The sequence below is a fragment of the Flavobacterium chilense genome (assembly GCF_001602525.1).
GTDB classification, from domain to species: Bacteria; Bacteroidota; Bacteroidia; order Flavobacteriales; family Flavobacteriaceae; genus Flavobacterium; species Flavobacterium chilense.
The window spans coordinates 959,797-976,380 of record NZ_LSYT01000001.1; the positions used below are offsets into that span (position 1 = coordinate 959,797).

18 protein-coding genes are annotated in these 16,584 nt (G+C 33.1%); 8 read left to right on the top strand and 10 right to left on the bottom strand.

All coding sequences use genetic code 11. The annotated features are described in order from the left end of the window. Positions 1 to 28: 28 nt before the first annotated feature. Entirely contained in the window at positions 29 to 3,238 is a 3,210-nt protein-coding gene (locus A4F88_RS03970) for a PAS domain-containing sensor histidine kinase (protein ID WP_068841205.1), read from the top strand. 5 nt (positions 3,239 to 3,243) lie between these two features. Here A4F88_RS03970 and A4F88_RS03975 read toward each other — a convergent pair whose 3' ends face one another. Then, positions 3,244 to 3,675 (bottom strand): response regulator, encoded by a 432-nt coding sequence (locus A4F88_RS03975; RefSeq protein ID WP_068841206.1) that lies wholly within the window; start codon positions 3,673 to 3,675, stop codon positions 3,244 to 3,246. A gap of 254 nt (positions 3,676 to 3,929) precedes the next feature. On the opposite strand from A4F88_RS03975, the gene A4F88_RS03980 reads away from it, so the two are divergent. Next, on the top strand, positions 3,930 to 4,430 hold the full coding sequence (locus A4F88_RS03980) for a pyridoxamine 5'-phosphate oxidase family protein (protein WP_068841207.1): 501 nt from the start codon (positions 3,930 to 3,932) through the stop codon (positions 4,428 to 4,430). 127 nt (positions 4,431 to 4,557) lie between these two features. Here A4F88_RS03980 and A4F88_RS03985 read toward each other — a convergent pair whose 3' ends face one another. The 3 genes from A4F88_RS03985 to A4F88_RS03995 all read right to left on the bottom strand — a co-directional run bounded on the left by A4F88_RS03985 (position 4,558) and on the right by A4F88_RS03995 (position 6,639). Further along, on the bottom strand, positions 4,558 to 5,271 hold the full coding sequence (locus A4F88_RS03985; RefSeq protein WP_068841208.1) for a DUF72 domain-containing protein: 714 nt from the start codon (positions 5,269 to 5,271) through the stop codon (positions 4,558 to 4,560). Next, a complete protein-coding gene (locus tag A4F88_RS03990) occupies positions 5,268 to 5,999 on the bottom strand; it encodes a DNA-formamidopyrimidine glycosylase family protein (protein ID WP_068841209.1) in 732 nt (243 codons plus the stop codon). Before A4F88_RS03990 ends, A4F88_RS03985 begins: the two co-directional genes overlap by 4 nt. A 67-nt stretch (positions 6,000 to 6,066) precedes the next feature. After that, positions 6,067 to 6,639, bottom strand: a complete 573-nt coding sequence (locus A4F88_RS03995) for a YciE/YciF ferroxidase family protein (protein WP_068841210.1) — start codon at positions 6,637 to 6,639, stop codon at positions 6,067 to 6,069. Between the two features lie 187 nt (positions 6,640 to 6,826). On the opposite strand from A4F88_RS03995, the gene A4F88_RS04000 reads away from it, so the two are divergent. Next, on the top strand, positions 6,827 to 7,138 hold the full coding sequence (locus tag A4F88_RS04000; protein WP_068841211.1) for a hypothetical protein: 312 nt from the start codon (positions 6,827 to 6,829) through the stop codon (positions 7,136 to 7,138). A gap of 191 nt (positions 7,139 to 7,329) precedes the next feature. Next, positions 7,330 to 7,782, top strand: coding sequence for a hypothetical protein (locus A4F88_RS04005; RefSeq protein WP_068841212.1), 453 nt, complete (start codon positions 7,330 to 7,332; stop codon positions 7,780 to 7,782). Positions 7,783 to 7,992: 210 nt separating this feature from the next. Here A4F88_RS04005 and A4F88_RS04010 read toward each other — a convergent pair whose 3' ends face one another. The 4 genes from A4F88_RS04010 to A4F88_RS04025 form a co-directional block, all read right to left on the bottom strand. Continuing rightward, positions 7,993 to 8,640: a DUF5661 family protein gene (locus A4F88_RS04010; protein ID WP_068841213.1), complete on the bottom strand. Its 648-nt coding sequence runs from the start codon at positions 8,638 to 8,640 to the stop codon at positions 7,993 to 7,995. Between the two features lie 92 nt (positions 8,641 to 8,732). After that, entirely contained in the window at positions 8,733 to 8,894 is a 162-nt protein-coding gene (locus A4F88_RS04015; RefSeq protein WP_068841214.1) for a DUF1328 domain-containing protein, read from the bottom strand. A gap of 109 nt (positions 8,895 to 9,003) precedes the next feature. After that, on the bottom strand, positions 9,004 to 10,092 hold the full coding sequence (locus A4F88_RS04020) for a DNA topoisomerase IB (RefSeq protein WP_068841215.1): 1,089 nt from the start codon (positions 10,090 to 10,092) through the stop codon (positions 9,004 to 9,006). A gap of 93 nt (positions 10,093 to 10,185) precedes the next feature. Beyond that, complete coding sequence (locus A4F88_RS04025; protein WP_068841216.1) at positions 10,186 to 10,425, bottom strand: DUF7218 family protein; 240 nt, start codon at positions 10,423 to 10,425, stop codon at positions 10,186 to 10,188. Between the two features lie 462 nt (positions 10,426 to 10,887). Between A4F88_RS04025 and A4F88_RS04030 the strand changes: the two genes are divergently transcribed. From A4F88_RS04030 to A4F88_RS04045, 4 genes are all read left to right on the top strand, one after another. Then, on the top strand, positions 10,888 to 11,121 hold the full coding sequence (locus A4F88_RS04030; RefSeq protein WP_068841217.1) for a hypothetical protein: 234 nt from the start codon (positions 10,888 to 10,890) through the stop codon (positions 11,119 to 11,121). A gap of 266 nt (positions 11,122 to 11,387) precedes the next feature. After that, positions 11,388 to 13,259, top strand: a complete 1,872-nt coding sequence (locus tag A4F88_RS04035) for a PAAR-like protein (protein WP_068841218.1) — start codon at positions 11,388 to 11,390, stop codon at positions 13,257 to 13,259. Between the two features lie 6 nt (positions 13,260 to 13,265). Next, positions 13,266 to 13,826, top strand: coding sequence for a toxin-antitoxin system YwqK family antitoxin (locus tag A4F88_RS04040; protein WP_143154983.1), 561 nt, complete (start codon positions 13,266 to 13,268; stop codon positions 13,824 to 13,826). Between the two features lies 1 nt (position 13,827). Beyond that, on the top strand, positions 13,828 to 14,568 hold the full coding sequence (locus tag A4F88_RS04045) for a hypothetical protein (RefSeq protein WP_068841220.1): 741 nt from the start codon (positions 13,828 to 13,830) through the stop codon (positions 14,566 to 14,568). A gap of 75 nt (positions 14,569 to 14,643) precedes the next feature. On the opposite strand, the gene A4F88_RS04050 is transcribed toward A4F88_RS04045, so the two are convergent. Beyond that, the gene (locus tag A4F88_RS04050) at positions 14,644 to 15,093 is read right to left on the bottom strand and encodes a hypothetical protein (RefSeq protein WP_068841221.1); all 450 of its coding nucleotides are present in this window, start codon (positions 15,091 to 15,093) and stop codon (positions 14,644 to 14,646) included. Positions 15,094 to 15,105: 12 nt separating this feature from the next. Then, entirely contained in the window at positions 15,106 to 16,575 is a 1,470-nt protein-coding gene (locus tag A4F88_RS04055; protein WP_068841222.1) for an FAD-binding oxidoreductase, read from the bottom strand. Positions 16,576 to 16,584 lie beyond the last annotated feature (9 nt).

Sequence of the window (16,584 nt, forward strand, 5' to 3'; positions counted from 1 at the left end):
GTTTTAATCCAAAACAAAACCACTTTTAATGAGTACTGTAAATCACAATTTTCTGGCGAATGGAGGCGAAATGGGTGCATTAACACGCGCCAAAGACTGGAGTTCAACTCCTGTTGGCTCTGTTGATTCATGGCCACAAAGTTTACGCACTACTCTGGGTATTCTTTTAAATTCAAAATTTCCCATGTTTTTATTCTGGGGACCGGATCATATTTGTTTTTATAATGATGCTTATCGCCCAAGTCTTGGAAATGATGGTAAACATCCTGCTATTTTAGGACAAAAAGGTGCTGAATTCTGGCCGGAAATCTGGGATTTTATAAAACCATTAATCGATCAGGTATTAACTGAAGGAGAAGCAACCTGGCACGAAGACCAATTATTACCAATTTACAGAAACGGAAAAATGGAAGATGTTTACTGGACTTTTAGCTATAGTCCTGTAAACAATGATGAAGGCGAAGTAACCGGCGTATTGGTTATTTGTAATGAAACTACCGAAAAGGTAAAAATTCATAAAAAGCTGGAAAACAGCAACGAACGTTATCGAAATAATATTTTACAAACTCCTAATGCCATGTGCATTTTTAGGGGAAAAGACCATGTAATTGAAATTGCAAATGACTTGATGCTCGAAATCTGGGAACGAAAAATAGAAGATGTTATCAATCAGCCTGTTTTTGATGCGCTGCCAGAAGTAAGAGATCAGGGTTTAGAAGCAATTCTGGAAGATGTTTATACTACGGGAGAAAAGTTTATGGCGTATGAACTTCCGGTTAAGTTAACCCGAAAAGGCAAGATCGAAAATACTTTTATCAATGTTGTTTACGAAGCTTTGAAAGAACCTGACGGAACAATTTCCGGTATTGTTGCAATTGCAAACGATGTGACGGTTCAGGTAATTTCGCGTTTTGCTGTTGAGGAAAGTGAGAAACGCTTTAGAAACACGGTAAAACAGCTTCCGCTTGGAATTGCGATTCTTAAAGGTGCTGATTTGGTGGTAGAAATGGCTAATGCAACTTACTTGCAAATTGTAGATAAAACAGAAGATCAGATTGTGGGAAAGCCTGTTTTTGCATTGGTTCCTGAGGCAAAAGACAAAGTATATCCGTTACTTTCTAAAGTCTATGAAGACGGAATCCCGTATTATACCGACGAATTAGAGGTTACACTGAATCGTTATGAAAAACAGGAGGTTTGCTACTTTAATTTGGTTTTTCATCCTTTAAAAGACGAAAACAATGCTATTGAAGGTGTTATTATTGTGACCTATGAAGTTACAGAAGCTGTAAAAGCAAGGCATTTACTGACTGAAAGTGAAAAGGCATTTAGAGAACTGGTGATGGACTCTCCTATTGCAATGGCCATTTTTAGGGGAAAAGATCATATTATTGAAATGGCGAACAATGCTATGATGAAAACAATCTGGCAAAAGAAGAAAAAGGAAACGATTGGAAAACCTATTCTTGAAGTTTTCCCTGAATTGCTGGAACAAAAATATCCTGAGTTGCTGGATCAGGTTGTTCTGAATAAGAAAATTGTACGCGAAAACGAATCAATTGCTTATGTGAACATAAAAGGAGAACCTAAAAAGTTCTATCTGGATTATCAATATACTCCGTTACTGGAGAAAGAAGGAAATCCCTCTGGAGTTATGGTAACGGTTAATGATGTAACCTCAAAAGTAGAAGCGCGTAAAAAGGTCGAAGATGCCGAAGAAAGAGCCCGATTAGCTGCTGAAATTGCCGAAATCGCAACCTGGGATTTAAATGTACCAACTCAGGAATTGATTTACTCTGAAAATTTAGTTACTATTTTCGGACATGATAAAGCCTTAAAATTGACACGTCCGGAGATCAAAGAGCAAATGCATCCGGATGATAAGCAAATTGTAGAAGAAGCTTATAAAATGGCGCTTAAAACCAGTATTTACAAATACGAATCGCGAATTATTAAACCTGATAATTCAATTTCGTGGATCAGGGCACACGGCAAGATCTTTTTTGACGAAAATAAAAAGCCTGTAAAAATGCTGGGAACTGTGATGGATATTACAGATGAGAAAAACAATCAGGAGACTTTGATTAAAAGCGAACAAAAATTCAGGCTTCTTGCTGATTCGATGCCGCAGCATATCTGGACAAGTGATCCTTTGGGAAATCTCAATTATTTTAACCAGTCTGTTTATACCTATTCCGGAATACCGGTTGAAGAAATTACTAAAAAAGGATGGCTTCAGATTGTGCATCCTGAAGATCGCGAAGCCAATGTTAACGCCTGGATGGAAGCTGTAAAAACAGGAAAAGATTTTTTACTGGAACATCGATTTCGACGTTATGATGGCGAATACAGATGGCAGCTAAGCCGCGCTATTGCTCAAAAAGATGCTCAGGGAAAAATTCAGATGTGGGTAGGTACAAGTACTGATATTCACGATCAAAAGAATTTTACCAATCAGCTGGAAAAAGAAGTTTTTGAACGTACGGAACAGCTGGAAATCAAAAACAGGGATTTGATTAATATGAATATTGAACTCCAGTCTTTTGCTTATATATCAAGTCATGACTTGCAGGAACCACTTCGCAAAATTCAGACTTTTGCCAGCCGATTGTCTGATCTGGATGAACAGAATATTTCGGCGAAAGCCAAAACATACCTCAACCGAATTGAATTTTCGGCAAAGAGAATGCAGACTTTAATCCAGGATCTTTTAGAATATTCCAGAACCAACTCTGCCGAAAGAGTTTTTGTAAAAACCAATATGGACGATATTGCCGAAGAAATCAAAAGTGATTTTTCTGAACGTATCGAAGAAAAAAATGCGCAAATTAACTTTTATCCTTTAGGACAAGCGACTATTATTCCGTTTCAGTTTAGACAATTACTTCATAATCTAGTCGGGAATGCGTTAAAATTCTCCAGAAAAGAAGTTGATCCGGTTGTCGAAATCAAAGCAAAAAGAATAAGAGGAACCCGAATAAAACAGGAAATAAATTATCCGGATAAAATGTATTACCATCTTCAGGTTTCTGATAACGGAATTGGTTTTGACCCGGAATATAAGGATCGCATTTTTGAGGTTTTTCAGCGCTTAAATACAGAAAATGAGTTTGCCGGAACGGGAATTGGACTTGCCATTGTAAAAAAGATTGTAGAAAACCACAAAGGCATTATTACCGCAAGGGGCGAAAAAGATAAAGGTGCTACTTTTGATATTTACATTCCGGTAATCCAGTAATTGAGTTAGGATTTGTATACGAAATCTTTATCTGTTGGATGAAACTTTGTCCAGTCAATTTCGATGGCGTGTTCGATCGATTTTACGATATCTTTCATCAAAACAGGTTTTGTGATAAATAAACTCGCTCCCAAATTACGGCATCTTTCAATAATGCTCGGCTCATTTGAAGTCGAGAAAATAACAACAGGAATGTCATTTTTCTTTTCTGAATTTTTAAGCTCAGACAAAACATCAAATCCGTTTTTACCCGGCATGTTCAAATCTAAAAACACTACATGTGGCGTTGGGGGCGGATTATAAATAGCCGTTAGCAACTTTTCTCCTCCTGAATATGTCTGAAGCTGTATTTTTTTGGATAATGATTCTACGGCATCTGTAAAAATGCTTAAATCATCTTCATCGTCATCTGTATAAAATATAGTAAAATCAGTCATGTGGTATTTGCAAATTTGAGAATTGTTCTTCTCCAAAGATAACCAAATTTATAGATTAATCAATGCCTTTTCGATTATCACTCCAAAACACTATAATTGAAATCTCATAATTTAAAAACTGAATTATGTAAGCTCAAAAAGCATAAAAATGGCAACTTTACAAGTATTAAGTTTTTGATGAAATTCGTGATTTTAGTAACCACTAAATGAGAATTTTATAAAATAATATATCACAATTTAAAAAGTATAAAGCCATGGGAGATCACAAAGACCTTACGAACGAATTTGCTGTAGATAAAATAAAAGATCTTGCAGAAAATATAAAAACGTGCATGTTTTGCACTTACGACGAATACAGACTACAATCACGCCCAATGTCTGTTCAGAAAATTGATGATTCAGGCCAGCTTTGGTTTCTATCAGACCGAAACAGCAGCCATAATGCCGAAATTAGCCTTAATCCTCAGGTTGAGCTCTTTTTTTCTGAGCCACACGACAAATTCCTTACCATTCATGGTAACGCTTCTATTTCGTACGACAGGGAAACAATTAAAGAATTATACGATCCAATTGTGAAGGTTTGGATGCCAGGCGGCGAAGATGACCGGAATTTAAGCGTAATCAAGGTAATTCCGGAAGATGGTTATTACTGGAACAACAAAAACGGGAAAATGGTCGCTATTGCTAAAATGGCCGTTGCAATGGTAAGCGGTAAAACAATGGATGACGGAATTGAAGGTAATTTGAAGTTATAAAGATTTAACGTCAAAAAGCACAAAGTTTTTTAGCCACAGATTTAAAAGATTACAGTGATTTTAAAATCCTTTGAATCCTTAAATCTGTGGCTAATTTTTTTATAACTTTTGTGTTTAAGCTTTTAGATCATTCCAACATATGTTTTAACTCTAAAGCATTTAAAATTCCGGCTTCACTTGCCGTATTATTAAAATACAAAAATCCTGATTTAGAATTAATTACACGTTTTATATCAAGTAATTCTTTAGCACTATAACTTGAATAAAACATCTTAGGAGTTCCATGCAATCTGATATAAATAAGCGGAAAATCTTTAAAAATAGTTTGTGGCAATTGCGGGTGACTTACACTGCAAAAGGTAATATTGTTTACTAAAAAGGCGTCCCAGACTTCCTGATTCCACCAACTTTCATGACGAAATTCAATTACATTTTGAAACGTTAAGTCTACATTATCGATTATCTGACGGAGTTTTGCTGCGGTAAACGAATAACTGGGCGGAAACTGGAATAATATACAGCCTAATTTCTCTTTTAAACCGGTTTTACAAACATTATAAAACTCTGATAACAGGTTTTCGCAGTCTGTAAATTTGCGAATATGTGTAATTTCTTTAGGCGCTTTTACTGAAAAAATAAAATTTTCCGGTGCTTTTTTATACCAGTTTTCAAAAATTTTAACCGTTGGAAACCTATAAAAGCTTCCGTTGAACTCATACGTGTTAAAGTGCTGGAAATAAAACTCAAAGAACCCTGAACCAGACATATTGTCAGGGTAGAAAATTCCCTTCCAGAACCTGTTATTGTAACTTGAACAGCCTATTAAAAACTTATTTTTCATATGTGTAATTTTTGACAGTTGGTACAGAAAAAACTTCTGCGGTTTTTCTTTCCTGTGTGTTTTCTGATTAGCGGAAGATTGCATCGCAAACACATTTTTTTGTTGTGTGCCAGCCAGTGTTTTTTCAATTCAAATTTTTTCTTCCAGTATAAAAATTCAAAACTATAAATCGAAGCCTCGCTAATAATCCAGCTGAGATCTTCCGGCGGAATTTTCCCTGTCAATGATTCCGGATGAATCCGGCATCGATACAAAACTTCGTTTTTGATAATATTCCCTACTCCGGCAAAAATATTTTGTTCTAAAAGAGCGTCGCAAATCATTTCGTTTGGTATGGCTTCTAAACTCTGTTTTGCCTTTTCAGGATCCCAGGAATCATTCATTACATCTTCGCTCCAATTGTAATAATTGTTTATATCGCCTTCCAGAATTTTAATTGAACAGGTATAAAAGTTAAGTTCGCCGTTTTTAAAGACTAAACTTAGTCTGGGCACCGTTTCTTTTCGTTCATTAATGCGATAAGTACCAAACATGAGCAGGTGAATTTTTACCGTAAAGTCCTCAAAACAAATCAAAAAATGCTTTCCCCAGGTTTTAAAGGATTTTATGACCTGATGATGCATTCGTTGAATATCAATAGAACTATTCCCGGAAACCGAAATGATCTTTTGTCCCGAAAACTGCTGTACTTCTTCTTTTAAAATCAATATTGATGGACCTTCTGGCATAATACTTTATTTTTTAAAGCAAAAAAGTGCAACTTTAAGTCACACTTTTTAGTCTGTTATTTACTTCTTAATCAGCTTCTGCAGCTTCAAGGTTTACTGCATTAACAGCTACTTCTGTCAATTTTTTGTCAGCGCCTTTTTCTTCGTCTAATGTTAGTTCCAAGATCGAAGCGGCTTCGGTCAGACCAAGCGTTTCTGCAAATTGTCTTAAAGTCCCGTAAGTTGCTATTTCATAATGCTCTATTTTCTGACTTGCTGCAATAATTCCGGCGTCACGTACTACTCCTATTTCGGTTTCTTCCAGAATTCCTTTTCCTTCTTCAATTAGGCCTTCCATAGCATCGCATTTTTTTGCGGTTGCCTTTTGGTGAATAAGTGCAAAAACTTTCTCTAAACGTGTTATATGTTCTTCAGTTTCGACTAAATGATGGTTTATTGCATCGATTAATTCTGGTGATGTTGCATTTTTAGCCATCGTTGGAAGCGCTTTTGTCAAGGCTTTTTCTGCCCAGTAAATGTCTTTTAGTCCGTCTTCAAACAATTCTGTCAATCCGGATGCTGCATTTGACTTAGGCTTGGTTACTCCTTTTTTGACTCCCGGTTTTGCAGTAGTTTCTTTTTTACTCACTATAGTTTTCATGGTAATAATTTTATGGATTAATAATACTCAAAATTACCACCTTGATTATCAGTCAGGTTACATCATTAACCATTAAAGTTGCAAGCTAATCACCTGCAGATTATACAACTTGATTTTAGAATTCTGTAAGACAATTCGTTTGAACGGGAGATAAATTTGTATGACTTAAATTTTAAACATAATTGCCATGAAAGCACATACAGATACTATTTATCAGGAAGCCATACTTTTCTTTCATCAAAAATACCAGCAGGGACATTTGGATGTAGATACTGCTATTTTGATTGATAATGCTATCGACAAGCTCCTGCAAAAAGACCATATTATCAGAAATGAAAATATTCCGAATGAAGAGCAAGTAGTCAATGAAGACGATTACATCACTAATAATCAGGAAAATGAAGATGATTTTAATCAACCAGAAGATTTTGATGATGAAGAACATATCGAAGATGAAGATCATTTTGATGACGATGATTTAGAAAGAAATGATAATTAGAATTCTTTTACTGCTACACTCATTTTTCAGGAAAATAAAAAAATCCGCTATTGTTTATAGCGGATTTTTTTATGGAATCATCAAAACATAATCATCTGTTAATTATACAATTACAATTGATAATCTTATAATAGAAACGACATATTTCATACCTAGATTTGTGATATACAAATATTTAAAATTCAAATATCATGGATACTTCAAATAAAAAAAACAGCGTTTTTAAAAATCATAATTCATACGACAGAAACAATGCAGTCAATGACGAATTCTTTGATTTAGACAGAACAAAAGAAACAAAAGACAGTAACGAAGAGATCGCTAATCGCGGTTATACGGTAAGAGACGGACACAATCCTAATAAACCAAATCCAGATGAGGATGATCTTGATCTCGATGATGACTTAAATGATGATTTTCATACAGACCGTGATCTGGAGGACAACAATGATGTGTATGAAGTTGAACTGGAAGATGAAGATGCCGAACTGGATATTGACGGAAATGAACTCAATGAAGTAAACGATGAACTTGATAACCCATCAGACGATTTTAATGAAACCGAAGACGACCTTGAAGATCTTGATGACGACGATGAAGATGACGAAGGCGAAGAATATATCGAAGATGATGTTCAGAGATAGAGAAAGCTACAAAGCTACAAAGGTTCAAAGAGGCAAAGGTTAAAAGTTTATATACTTTATCTTTCTTCTTTGAACCTTTGTCTTTTCATTTTCATTTTCATTTTCAACCTTAGCCCCTCAGAACCTTTGCCCCTTTGAACCTTTGTCTTTTCACTTCTATTTTCAACCTTAGTCCCTCAGAACCTTTGCCCCTTTGAACCTTAAAAAAACCTAATCCCCAATTTTTTCCAGAACCGGAATATCGTCCATTTTTTCCAGGCGCTCTGCCAGTCCTGCCCTTGCCTCTTTTAGTTCTTCTTCGGCAGCTATGAGTTCTTTGTATAATTCGTCTTTTCCAGAAGAAACCTGTTCAATTTTACGCATGATTTCGTAAATCTCACCTTCGGCTTCCATTACTTTCAGTCTTTTGTAATAAGTCAGGCTTTCGGTCATGTGTGCCAATGCAATCATTGCTGTTAGAAACGGATGATTGTTGGTTACATTGACATCTTTAATTTTTCCGTGTTCGAGTTCAACTTTCAAAGCAAAAGCAAATTCTTCCATGTTAAAAGCTTCATATTTGCTTTTTGGATTTAAATAGGCCTTAATTGACTCAACGTTGTTCATTGTAGACAAATCTACGTCTGTCTGCTTTTTATCGTTTAAATCCTTAAAAACGACGTTTCCTATCGCTCTTGCCTCGTCAACTGTAGGATCGTTTTTAGGATTTTCGAAATCCCGTGTTGACCAGTCCCAATTTTGAGGATGTACAGGTTTGATATATTTTTCGCAAAAATCTGTTACATCGTTTTTTAAACTTACCATTTCATCGTCTCTTTTGATGTAAACGTCCTGGTAAGCACCGCTTTTCGTTCCCATAATTCTTGTTTTTTATTTTTTGAAAATATAAACGACACATTTACCTGAATATATGTGTCGTTTTTTGATTGTTATTTTATTTACTATGCTGACTAAATTCTTTTTCTTCCGGTAATTAGAGATATAACGAATAAAACTAAAAATATGAAGAATAAAACTTTAGCGATACTGGCGGCTCCGGCTGCAATTCCGGTAAAACCAAATATTCCGGCGATGATCGCAAGAATAATAAAAATGACTGTATAACGTAACATAAGTGTGATTTTTTAATTAATAATGATTTTGTTTGTTACTCAAATTTCATACTTTTTAAAGAGATGTATTAACTCCAAAAATTCTTTTATTATCGTAATCAAAGCCGTTTTACAATAAATCGACCTGATAGTTTTGTATGAGTTCCGAAAAGGCAATTTCGCTATGCGAAAAATACTCTTTGTTGCTTCGGCATTTTTTAGCACGTTCAAAATATTGCTCAATCGAACCGTCTTCGTAAGTAGAAACCAATAACGGATGAACGTAATAATTTTTACATACATTTCTCGTATTGCCCAAAGCTTCGGCTGTAGTATCAAAAGCAGTCAAAATGTTCTTTTTGATTTCTTTTTCATCTGTAGTGATTCCAATTTCCATCAAAGTTTCAAAAAACACGATAGAAGCTGCCCAGGTTCTAAAATCTTTGGCACTAAAATACTCTCCCGAAATTTCATGCAAGTATTCGTTTACCATATGGCTGTCGAGTACTTTACGTTCGCCGTTTTTATCATAATATTTAAAAACTTCCCAACCCGGAATTTCCTCACAGCGGCTTACCAGTTTTATCAATTTCTTATTTCGGGTTGTAATCGTGTGCTTCACTCCTTTTTTACCTGTAAATTCAAACTTGAGCGAATTTTTATTAATGTTGATATGTCGTTTTCTTAAAGTCGAAAGTCCGTACGATTTATTGTCTTTGGCATATTTCTCGTTTCCAATCCTAATGTGGGTTTCTTCCATTAACCGAATCACCAGAGCAATCACTTTTTCTTTAGACCATTCTTTTTGTTCCAAATCCAGATCGACTTTTTCCCTTATAGCGGGTAATTTGCTTCCAAACTCGGCTATTTTGTAGAATTTAGTTTGATTTCTGATCAAATTCCACTTAGGGTGATATCGGTATTGTTTTCTGTTTTTATCATCCAGACCAACCGCTTGCAAATGTCCGTTTGGCAAATCCGAAATCTGAACATTCTCCCACGCCGGCGGAAGCACCAGACTCTTTATGCGTTTAAGCTCGCTTTTTTGTTTAATACAGCGTCCGTTTTTTTTATAAACAAAACCCTCTTCGCATTTACAGCGTTCAATAGGCAATTTTTGATTATTATTGATATAAACCAAATCTAATTTTTCAAGCACCAAATGCGGTGTTTTAATCAATTGATTCATTAATTTTTCGGTTTTTGCTGCTGCATTCATGGTAGTTGGTTGCTTTATTTTGCCACAGATTTCAGATTTTTAAAATGTTTTCCGATATATTTAATTCATCCGTTTCTCTGTGGCATAATTAGTTTAATTGGTACGTAAGGATTTAATCAGATTTTTTTTGTTCATGTACGAACGTCCCTGAATACCAACTCTTTTAGCCTGTTGGTACAATTCTTCTTTTGTCCATTCTTCATAAGGCTTTGCTCTTCCTCCTTTTTCGCCTGCATCTGGAGTATTAGCAATTCGGGCCGATTTTTCTTTACTGTAACCCTTTTTTACAAGAGCTTCGTATTGTTCCTCATTTTTAATTCGTGGATTTGCCATGACTAAAAGTTTTTAGATTAATAATCAATGTATGGTTTACCAAAATTCCTCAAAAAGAAAGAATTAACCGTTATATAATTCTGTTATAACTTTTCATAATTAACTACAGCTGAGATCGTTTGTCGAAATAAACATTCAATTTTTACTTTTAATCAGGAATGCAATTTTGTTATTAGAATTTTCAGGAGCTATTTCCTGCTGTCCTTCCAATCTTTTGTGCCGAACCCCGGCACAAAAGGATTTTCCCTCCCATCAGGGCTAGGATATTCGGTTTCATAAGAAAGTTATTATAAAAAGAATAATGGATTTTGCTATATTTGCGGCTCTTAAACTACGACCTTAAGAACGAAATAAGATTTGCCCTTGTATTATGTGTGCGGTATCGGAAACGACCGTAGGCGCTGTCGTAGGCGTTAGAAACGCTAAGATACAGGGGTTTTTATATTCTCAAACTACGACATTATGAGTACAAACACCCTTTCGAAAGAAGCCGAAACCAGGCTGATGAATTTTTTTAATCATACCATCGATCCACAAGGTATGGCAAAAGCAATAAGACAAGCAAATTACATACTTGCCCTTGGACTTATGAGAGAACACGAAACGTTTCAAAACGAAAGAGCCAGCCTCGAAAACAGTTTTTACTGGCTCAACGAATTAGCCGAAATTTTAAATCCTTATTTGGGTGTAGAGTAAAGTTTTTTTACCAGTTCATTTAAAAATTTATCTATTATAAACAAAAGACGATATACTAAAAAGTGTATCGTCTTTTTTGTTCTTTGAAAAAAATCCTCACCTATTATTCCTGTTTTTTTTATGTAGTTAAAAGTCTTATTCTGTTATTCATATAACTTATAAGGGCCTATAAAAGAATTCTGTTTTTTCAACTTTACTAAAATCCTGTTTGCAAAATACGGATCTGAAAAAATAAACACTTTTTATAATGTTAACCTTCTTTTATAATGGCAAAACCGGATAATACTTTAAAACGAAAAATGCGTGAAGAAAAAGAAAACGCCGAAGATGGTTTAAAATTTGTTATCGATGGGGCCAAAATCAGGTGCGATTTATGTACCGTTCCAGATGGAGACCTAAAAGCAAATTTTGATACCCCAAGCATACAAGACAAACGTGTTGTTACAGTCGTAGAAAAAGATATGACAAGTCTGATCTTTAAAGGCAATTGCAAAAAAAGCCCTTACAGTTCCAGCCCATGTGCCTCGGTAATGAAACTTACCGATTGGAAAGATCCCGGAACTGTATATTTTCAGGATCAGTTACCTGTACTTTTAAGAAGCACCATAAAATGCGAATACGGAAGTATTGATATCAAAATTACAGATTGCGGACAACGAAATTTAATTACAGATATTGATACTATTGGTGCGCCTGTGCCTAGTGTAATAGAAAAAACGGATGCGGATTTTATAGTTCAATTTAGGCATTTGGATTCTTATAATGGAGAGTTTGGCTTCGATTGGATGAGAGATGAATATTTAGAAGGAATTTGTATTGATGGTCTTGAGGATTTAAAAAAATTATATTCAAATATTGACGGTTCTCCTTTTAAAATAAACAGTGAAGATTATTATATTCCTTGGTTAAGTTTATTTAAAGAACATAGAAGTAAAACTGGTGTAGATGTAAGGTTAAAACTATCTGTAACACTAAAAAAAGGAGATCTGGATGACACTGATATAATTCGGCTAGAACCACCAATTGGGATTAAAATTATTCCAAATACTCTAAATGCAAAAGAAGCAAATGATACAGAAATTTTAATCACATGTAATCAAGATTTAAATAGTGATGTTGCTATTGAAGCATTTAACAAAAATAATCAAACAATAGGAAAATTAAACATCATAAAAAATTCAGTTAAATATAATTTACCAATAAAATTCATAATTGTGGATGAAGCTGACACATCAAAAAGTTATTATTCTAAAGTATTTGATGCGTTTGATGATCCTTTTTTTTCTGATTTAAAAAAGACTCTTAGTAGTAACTCTCTTAATCAAGCTTTAATAAATCCAGTTTTTGTCGATAAATCTGTAGCCGAAATAGAATTTTTAAAAATCGATTTTGAAGATTTTAAAAACAGAAAATTAATTGACATACCTGAAGGAATGAAACAACCTAGATTTCCAGAAGATAATAATTTATTAAAAGATGAATTAATTAAATTAGCAAAGGAAAAGAATAAAAATTTTAAAGGAATTTTCGTTTTCATGACTGTTTTCCATCAAAAAGGAAAAGAATCAGGTTTTTCCTGGACCTATCCTCGAAATAATCAGGCAGTTATTATAGGAACTAGAGGAGTAAATTCAAAAATTACCTATTTGCATGAGATTGGTCACTGTTTAGGTCTTGAGCATGTATTTACGGAGAAAAACAAAAATAATGCAAATATATTGAATCTTGAAAGCAATATTAAAATTAACGAAAATAACATAAAGGTTTTTGAAAAAAACATAAAAGATAAAGAAGATTTTTTAAAGCAGTTTAAGAATAAATCAGCATCCGAAATAATAAAATTTAAGGATGGTACAAAGAAAAGTGTAGGTGAAATACAAAAAGAACAGCAAGAAGCAATCAATGACCAGAAACAAAAAATCGAAAATGAAAATATAGAATTAAATACCAATATATGTGATTTAGAAGATTTTCAAAGATTAATAAATTTGTGTGTGTTCGAACGTGGTACTACCGATAATATCATGGATTATGATTCTAAAAAAGATGAAGAAAGTCCTAATAAAAATAATTTAATATCATTTTTTAAATGGCATTGGGACTTGATGCAAGAAGAGACTATCAAATATTATAACTAAGAAATCATGAAATATAACTTTACTTTATATTTTTTACTGTGTGCTAGTAGCATACATATATTTGCTCAAATGAAAAATTATTCTGTTTTTGATAAAGATGATTTTGATAAAATGGGCATTCCCAAAAACCTTAATGGACAAGTAATATATCAAGGATATGTTAAAGGAATTGGTTATGTTGCTAATCAGATAGCAGAATATAAAAATGGGAAAAAACACGGGCATTTTATTTATTTTAATAAGGGAGAATTTGTAGGTGAAGAATATTATGTCAATGGTATTCGTAATGGATATTTTTCACTTGGAGAATGGTCAGGATTTTATAAAAACGGAAGAAAAGATGGAATATGGAAACATTCGAGTGATACTGGAGATTCCGAAATTATTACATACAAAAAAGGAGAAAAACATGGCTATTATGAATATAAATATGCCATAATTAAAATTATAGGAAGATATAAAGATGATAAAAAAGATGGTCAGTGGATTACTTATAATGAAAAAGGAGAGATATTAAATAAATCATTTTTTAAGAAAGGAGTTGAAATCAATATAGAAAAGAAATAAAATGAAAAAACTTTTTTTTATAGCAATTCTGTTCATTTTTTATAATTGCAATGCTCAAATAAAGAAAGAAAATAAGCCAATTGTAAAAGTAGTAATACCTATACGAAATAAACAAGCTTGTGGTAATGACAATAATATTTCCCTCAAAAAAAGAGATTATTGGCGAGCCAATAATTATTATGATGAAAAACAAAGCTATTATAATTTGAGCACTGCTAAAAATATCTTAACCGTAAAAAAAGAATATTCTATTAAAAATGGATTTCTTTTTTTTAATAATAAGTTAGTTGATAGCCTTGAAATATATTTTGGAGCATGTAATGGCGTTTTTTATAATGTTGGTATTTTAAAAGGCCTACCAGTAAGTCAAAATATTATTATTGCCAATAATCCCTATCCAAGTATGTATGGTATTCAATATACCCCAAATGAAACTATTTTTACATTTTTAGATTACAATAGTACACTTATAAACGGAACAGGTAATTTAAAGAAATATTATTACAGTAAATGGGATGGCAAAACTCAGAATTATTCAAAAGAAATTTTAAAAGAAGAAGGCGAGGTTAAAAATAATTTTAAGCTTGGTGAATGGAAGTATTACAATAAAAATGGCGTAATCGACAGTACAAAAACATACACATTAAAAGATTCGGTAGATGTTCGCTTTCCACATTGTATTTTCAATAAAAAAGAACCTTGTTATTCTGAAAATAAAAGTAGTAATGCCTATACGAAATAAACAAACTTTTGATAATGACAATAATATTTTCTTCAAAAAAAGAGATTATTAACGAGCATCAGAGTATTTACTTTTTTACGCTACCTTATTTTTGATAGCAAACATAATCTCATCGTAGTTTTCGAAATTATCAGGAGAAACAACCAAAGTCCTGTTATTTTCTAATTTTATGATACTTATACTATAACCATCAGTTAAATATCCTGATTTAGTTTGCATTCTGATTTTTCTTCTCTCAATACCAATTATACTTGTAAAAGGAATATACTGTTTTTGACCAGAAATTAATAAGATTTTTTCAATTCCCTGATCTGTAATTATTAATTTGAAAGTTCGCAACAAATCCAATGCTGCAAAAAAGAAAAATAATATAAATATAAATGATACAATAAATACAGGATTTTTGATAAGTCGGGAATATTGCGAAATACTGTTTAAACACAGATATACTGTAATCATGAAAAGCAGAAAACCAGCTCCTATTCTCGCCCAAAATAATTTTCTGAATTTTGATTCAATTTGCATAGTTGTAAATCGTTATTTGTAATGATCATAAAATTGGTTTCTAAACAATTCTGTTGGATCATACTTCTTTTTTAATCTAAAGAACTCATCAGATTCGGGATAAACTTTTCTCATTTTCTCTCTATCAATATGCAAACGATACGGAAGATAAAATGTGCCATTATTTTTAATTGCAACATCTACCAGTTGATTCGTTAAAACTTTCATTTCCTTTTCTTCTTTTTCATTTTTTTTCTGGTTGAAAAGAAAAACAAATCCAAAAACATCTTCTTTAGCATAACTCATATAAGTATCTTCGTCTTTATTAACAGCGCGAATAGTTATATTAAGTAAATCAAGTTTCGATTGCAGTAAAACTGGCTTTATGTCTTTTATAAATTGATTAAAATTTCGTTCCGGAATAAAATATTCCTGCAATAAATCAGTAGAATTTGGGTCTTTGTTTTCGATTAATGATACATGGTCGTTCAGTAATTCATTTCGCGAAAAGACATTGTGTTTTGTTATTTTATTCATTCCGATTTCTAAGTCCCAGCGCAAACGCTTTCCGTATTCACTACGTACAGAGCTTCTAAAAACCAATCGTTTTGTTTCTTCATTCTTATTATTTTGCTCATGAATTGGTAATGGTTTCTGATCAACCTCTTCAAAGAAATTAAGAGTTGCTTCTTCTAAAAACTCTTTGTTAGAAATCTTCAACCTTCCAAAAACTAAATTTACCTTCGGGTTATCCAGAATTAGTTTTTTATAATAAGAAATATAATTTTCAGGACTTAAACGAAAATATTTAAATTGTAAAGCTTTATTATCAACCACTTTAAGTTTGACTTCTAAAATAATACCAAAAAGTCCGTAACCACCTAATACAAGTTTAAACAATTCAGGATTTTTATCTCTGCTGCAAGTGATAACTTCACCTTTATAATTCATTAAAGTAAAAGAAAGTACTGAGGATGAAATTGGCGCTGAATCTTTTTGCCAGCCATGCCCATTTACGCTTATAGAGCCTCCAACCGAAAACGAGCTAAAAGCCTGCATAACTGCAATCGATTTTCCGTATTGATCTAAATATTCAATTGCGTCCTGCCACAAGGCGCCAGACCCAATAATTAATACATTATTTACTTCATCTAATGACATATGTTTGTAGGGCAACATATTTAAAACAATCCCATCTGGATAAATAGTATGTCCGCCCATACTGTGTTGAGCGCCTGCGATAGAAATTTTGAGATGATGTTTCTGGGCATACTTTAAAACTTCTTTCAGCTGATTTATCATTTCCTTCTTATCATTAGGAACTTTAATAATTGTATCTACTTTAGTTAAATTAAGCTGGCTGGCATCGTTGGCATAACCATTCGGAATATCTGTTTTCTTGTCCGTTTCATTCAATTTTGTTTTTAAAACATGGCAAACCGGAATAGTAATAAAAACTACTATAACTAAAATTATCAGAATCCAAATGTATTTTTTCTTCATATTTTTTTA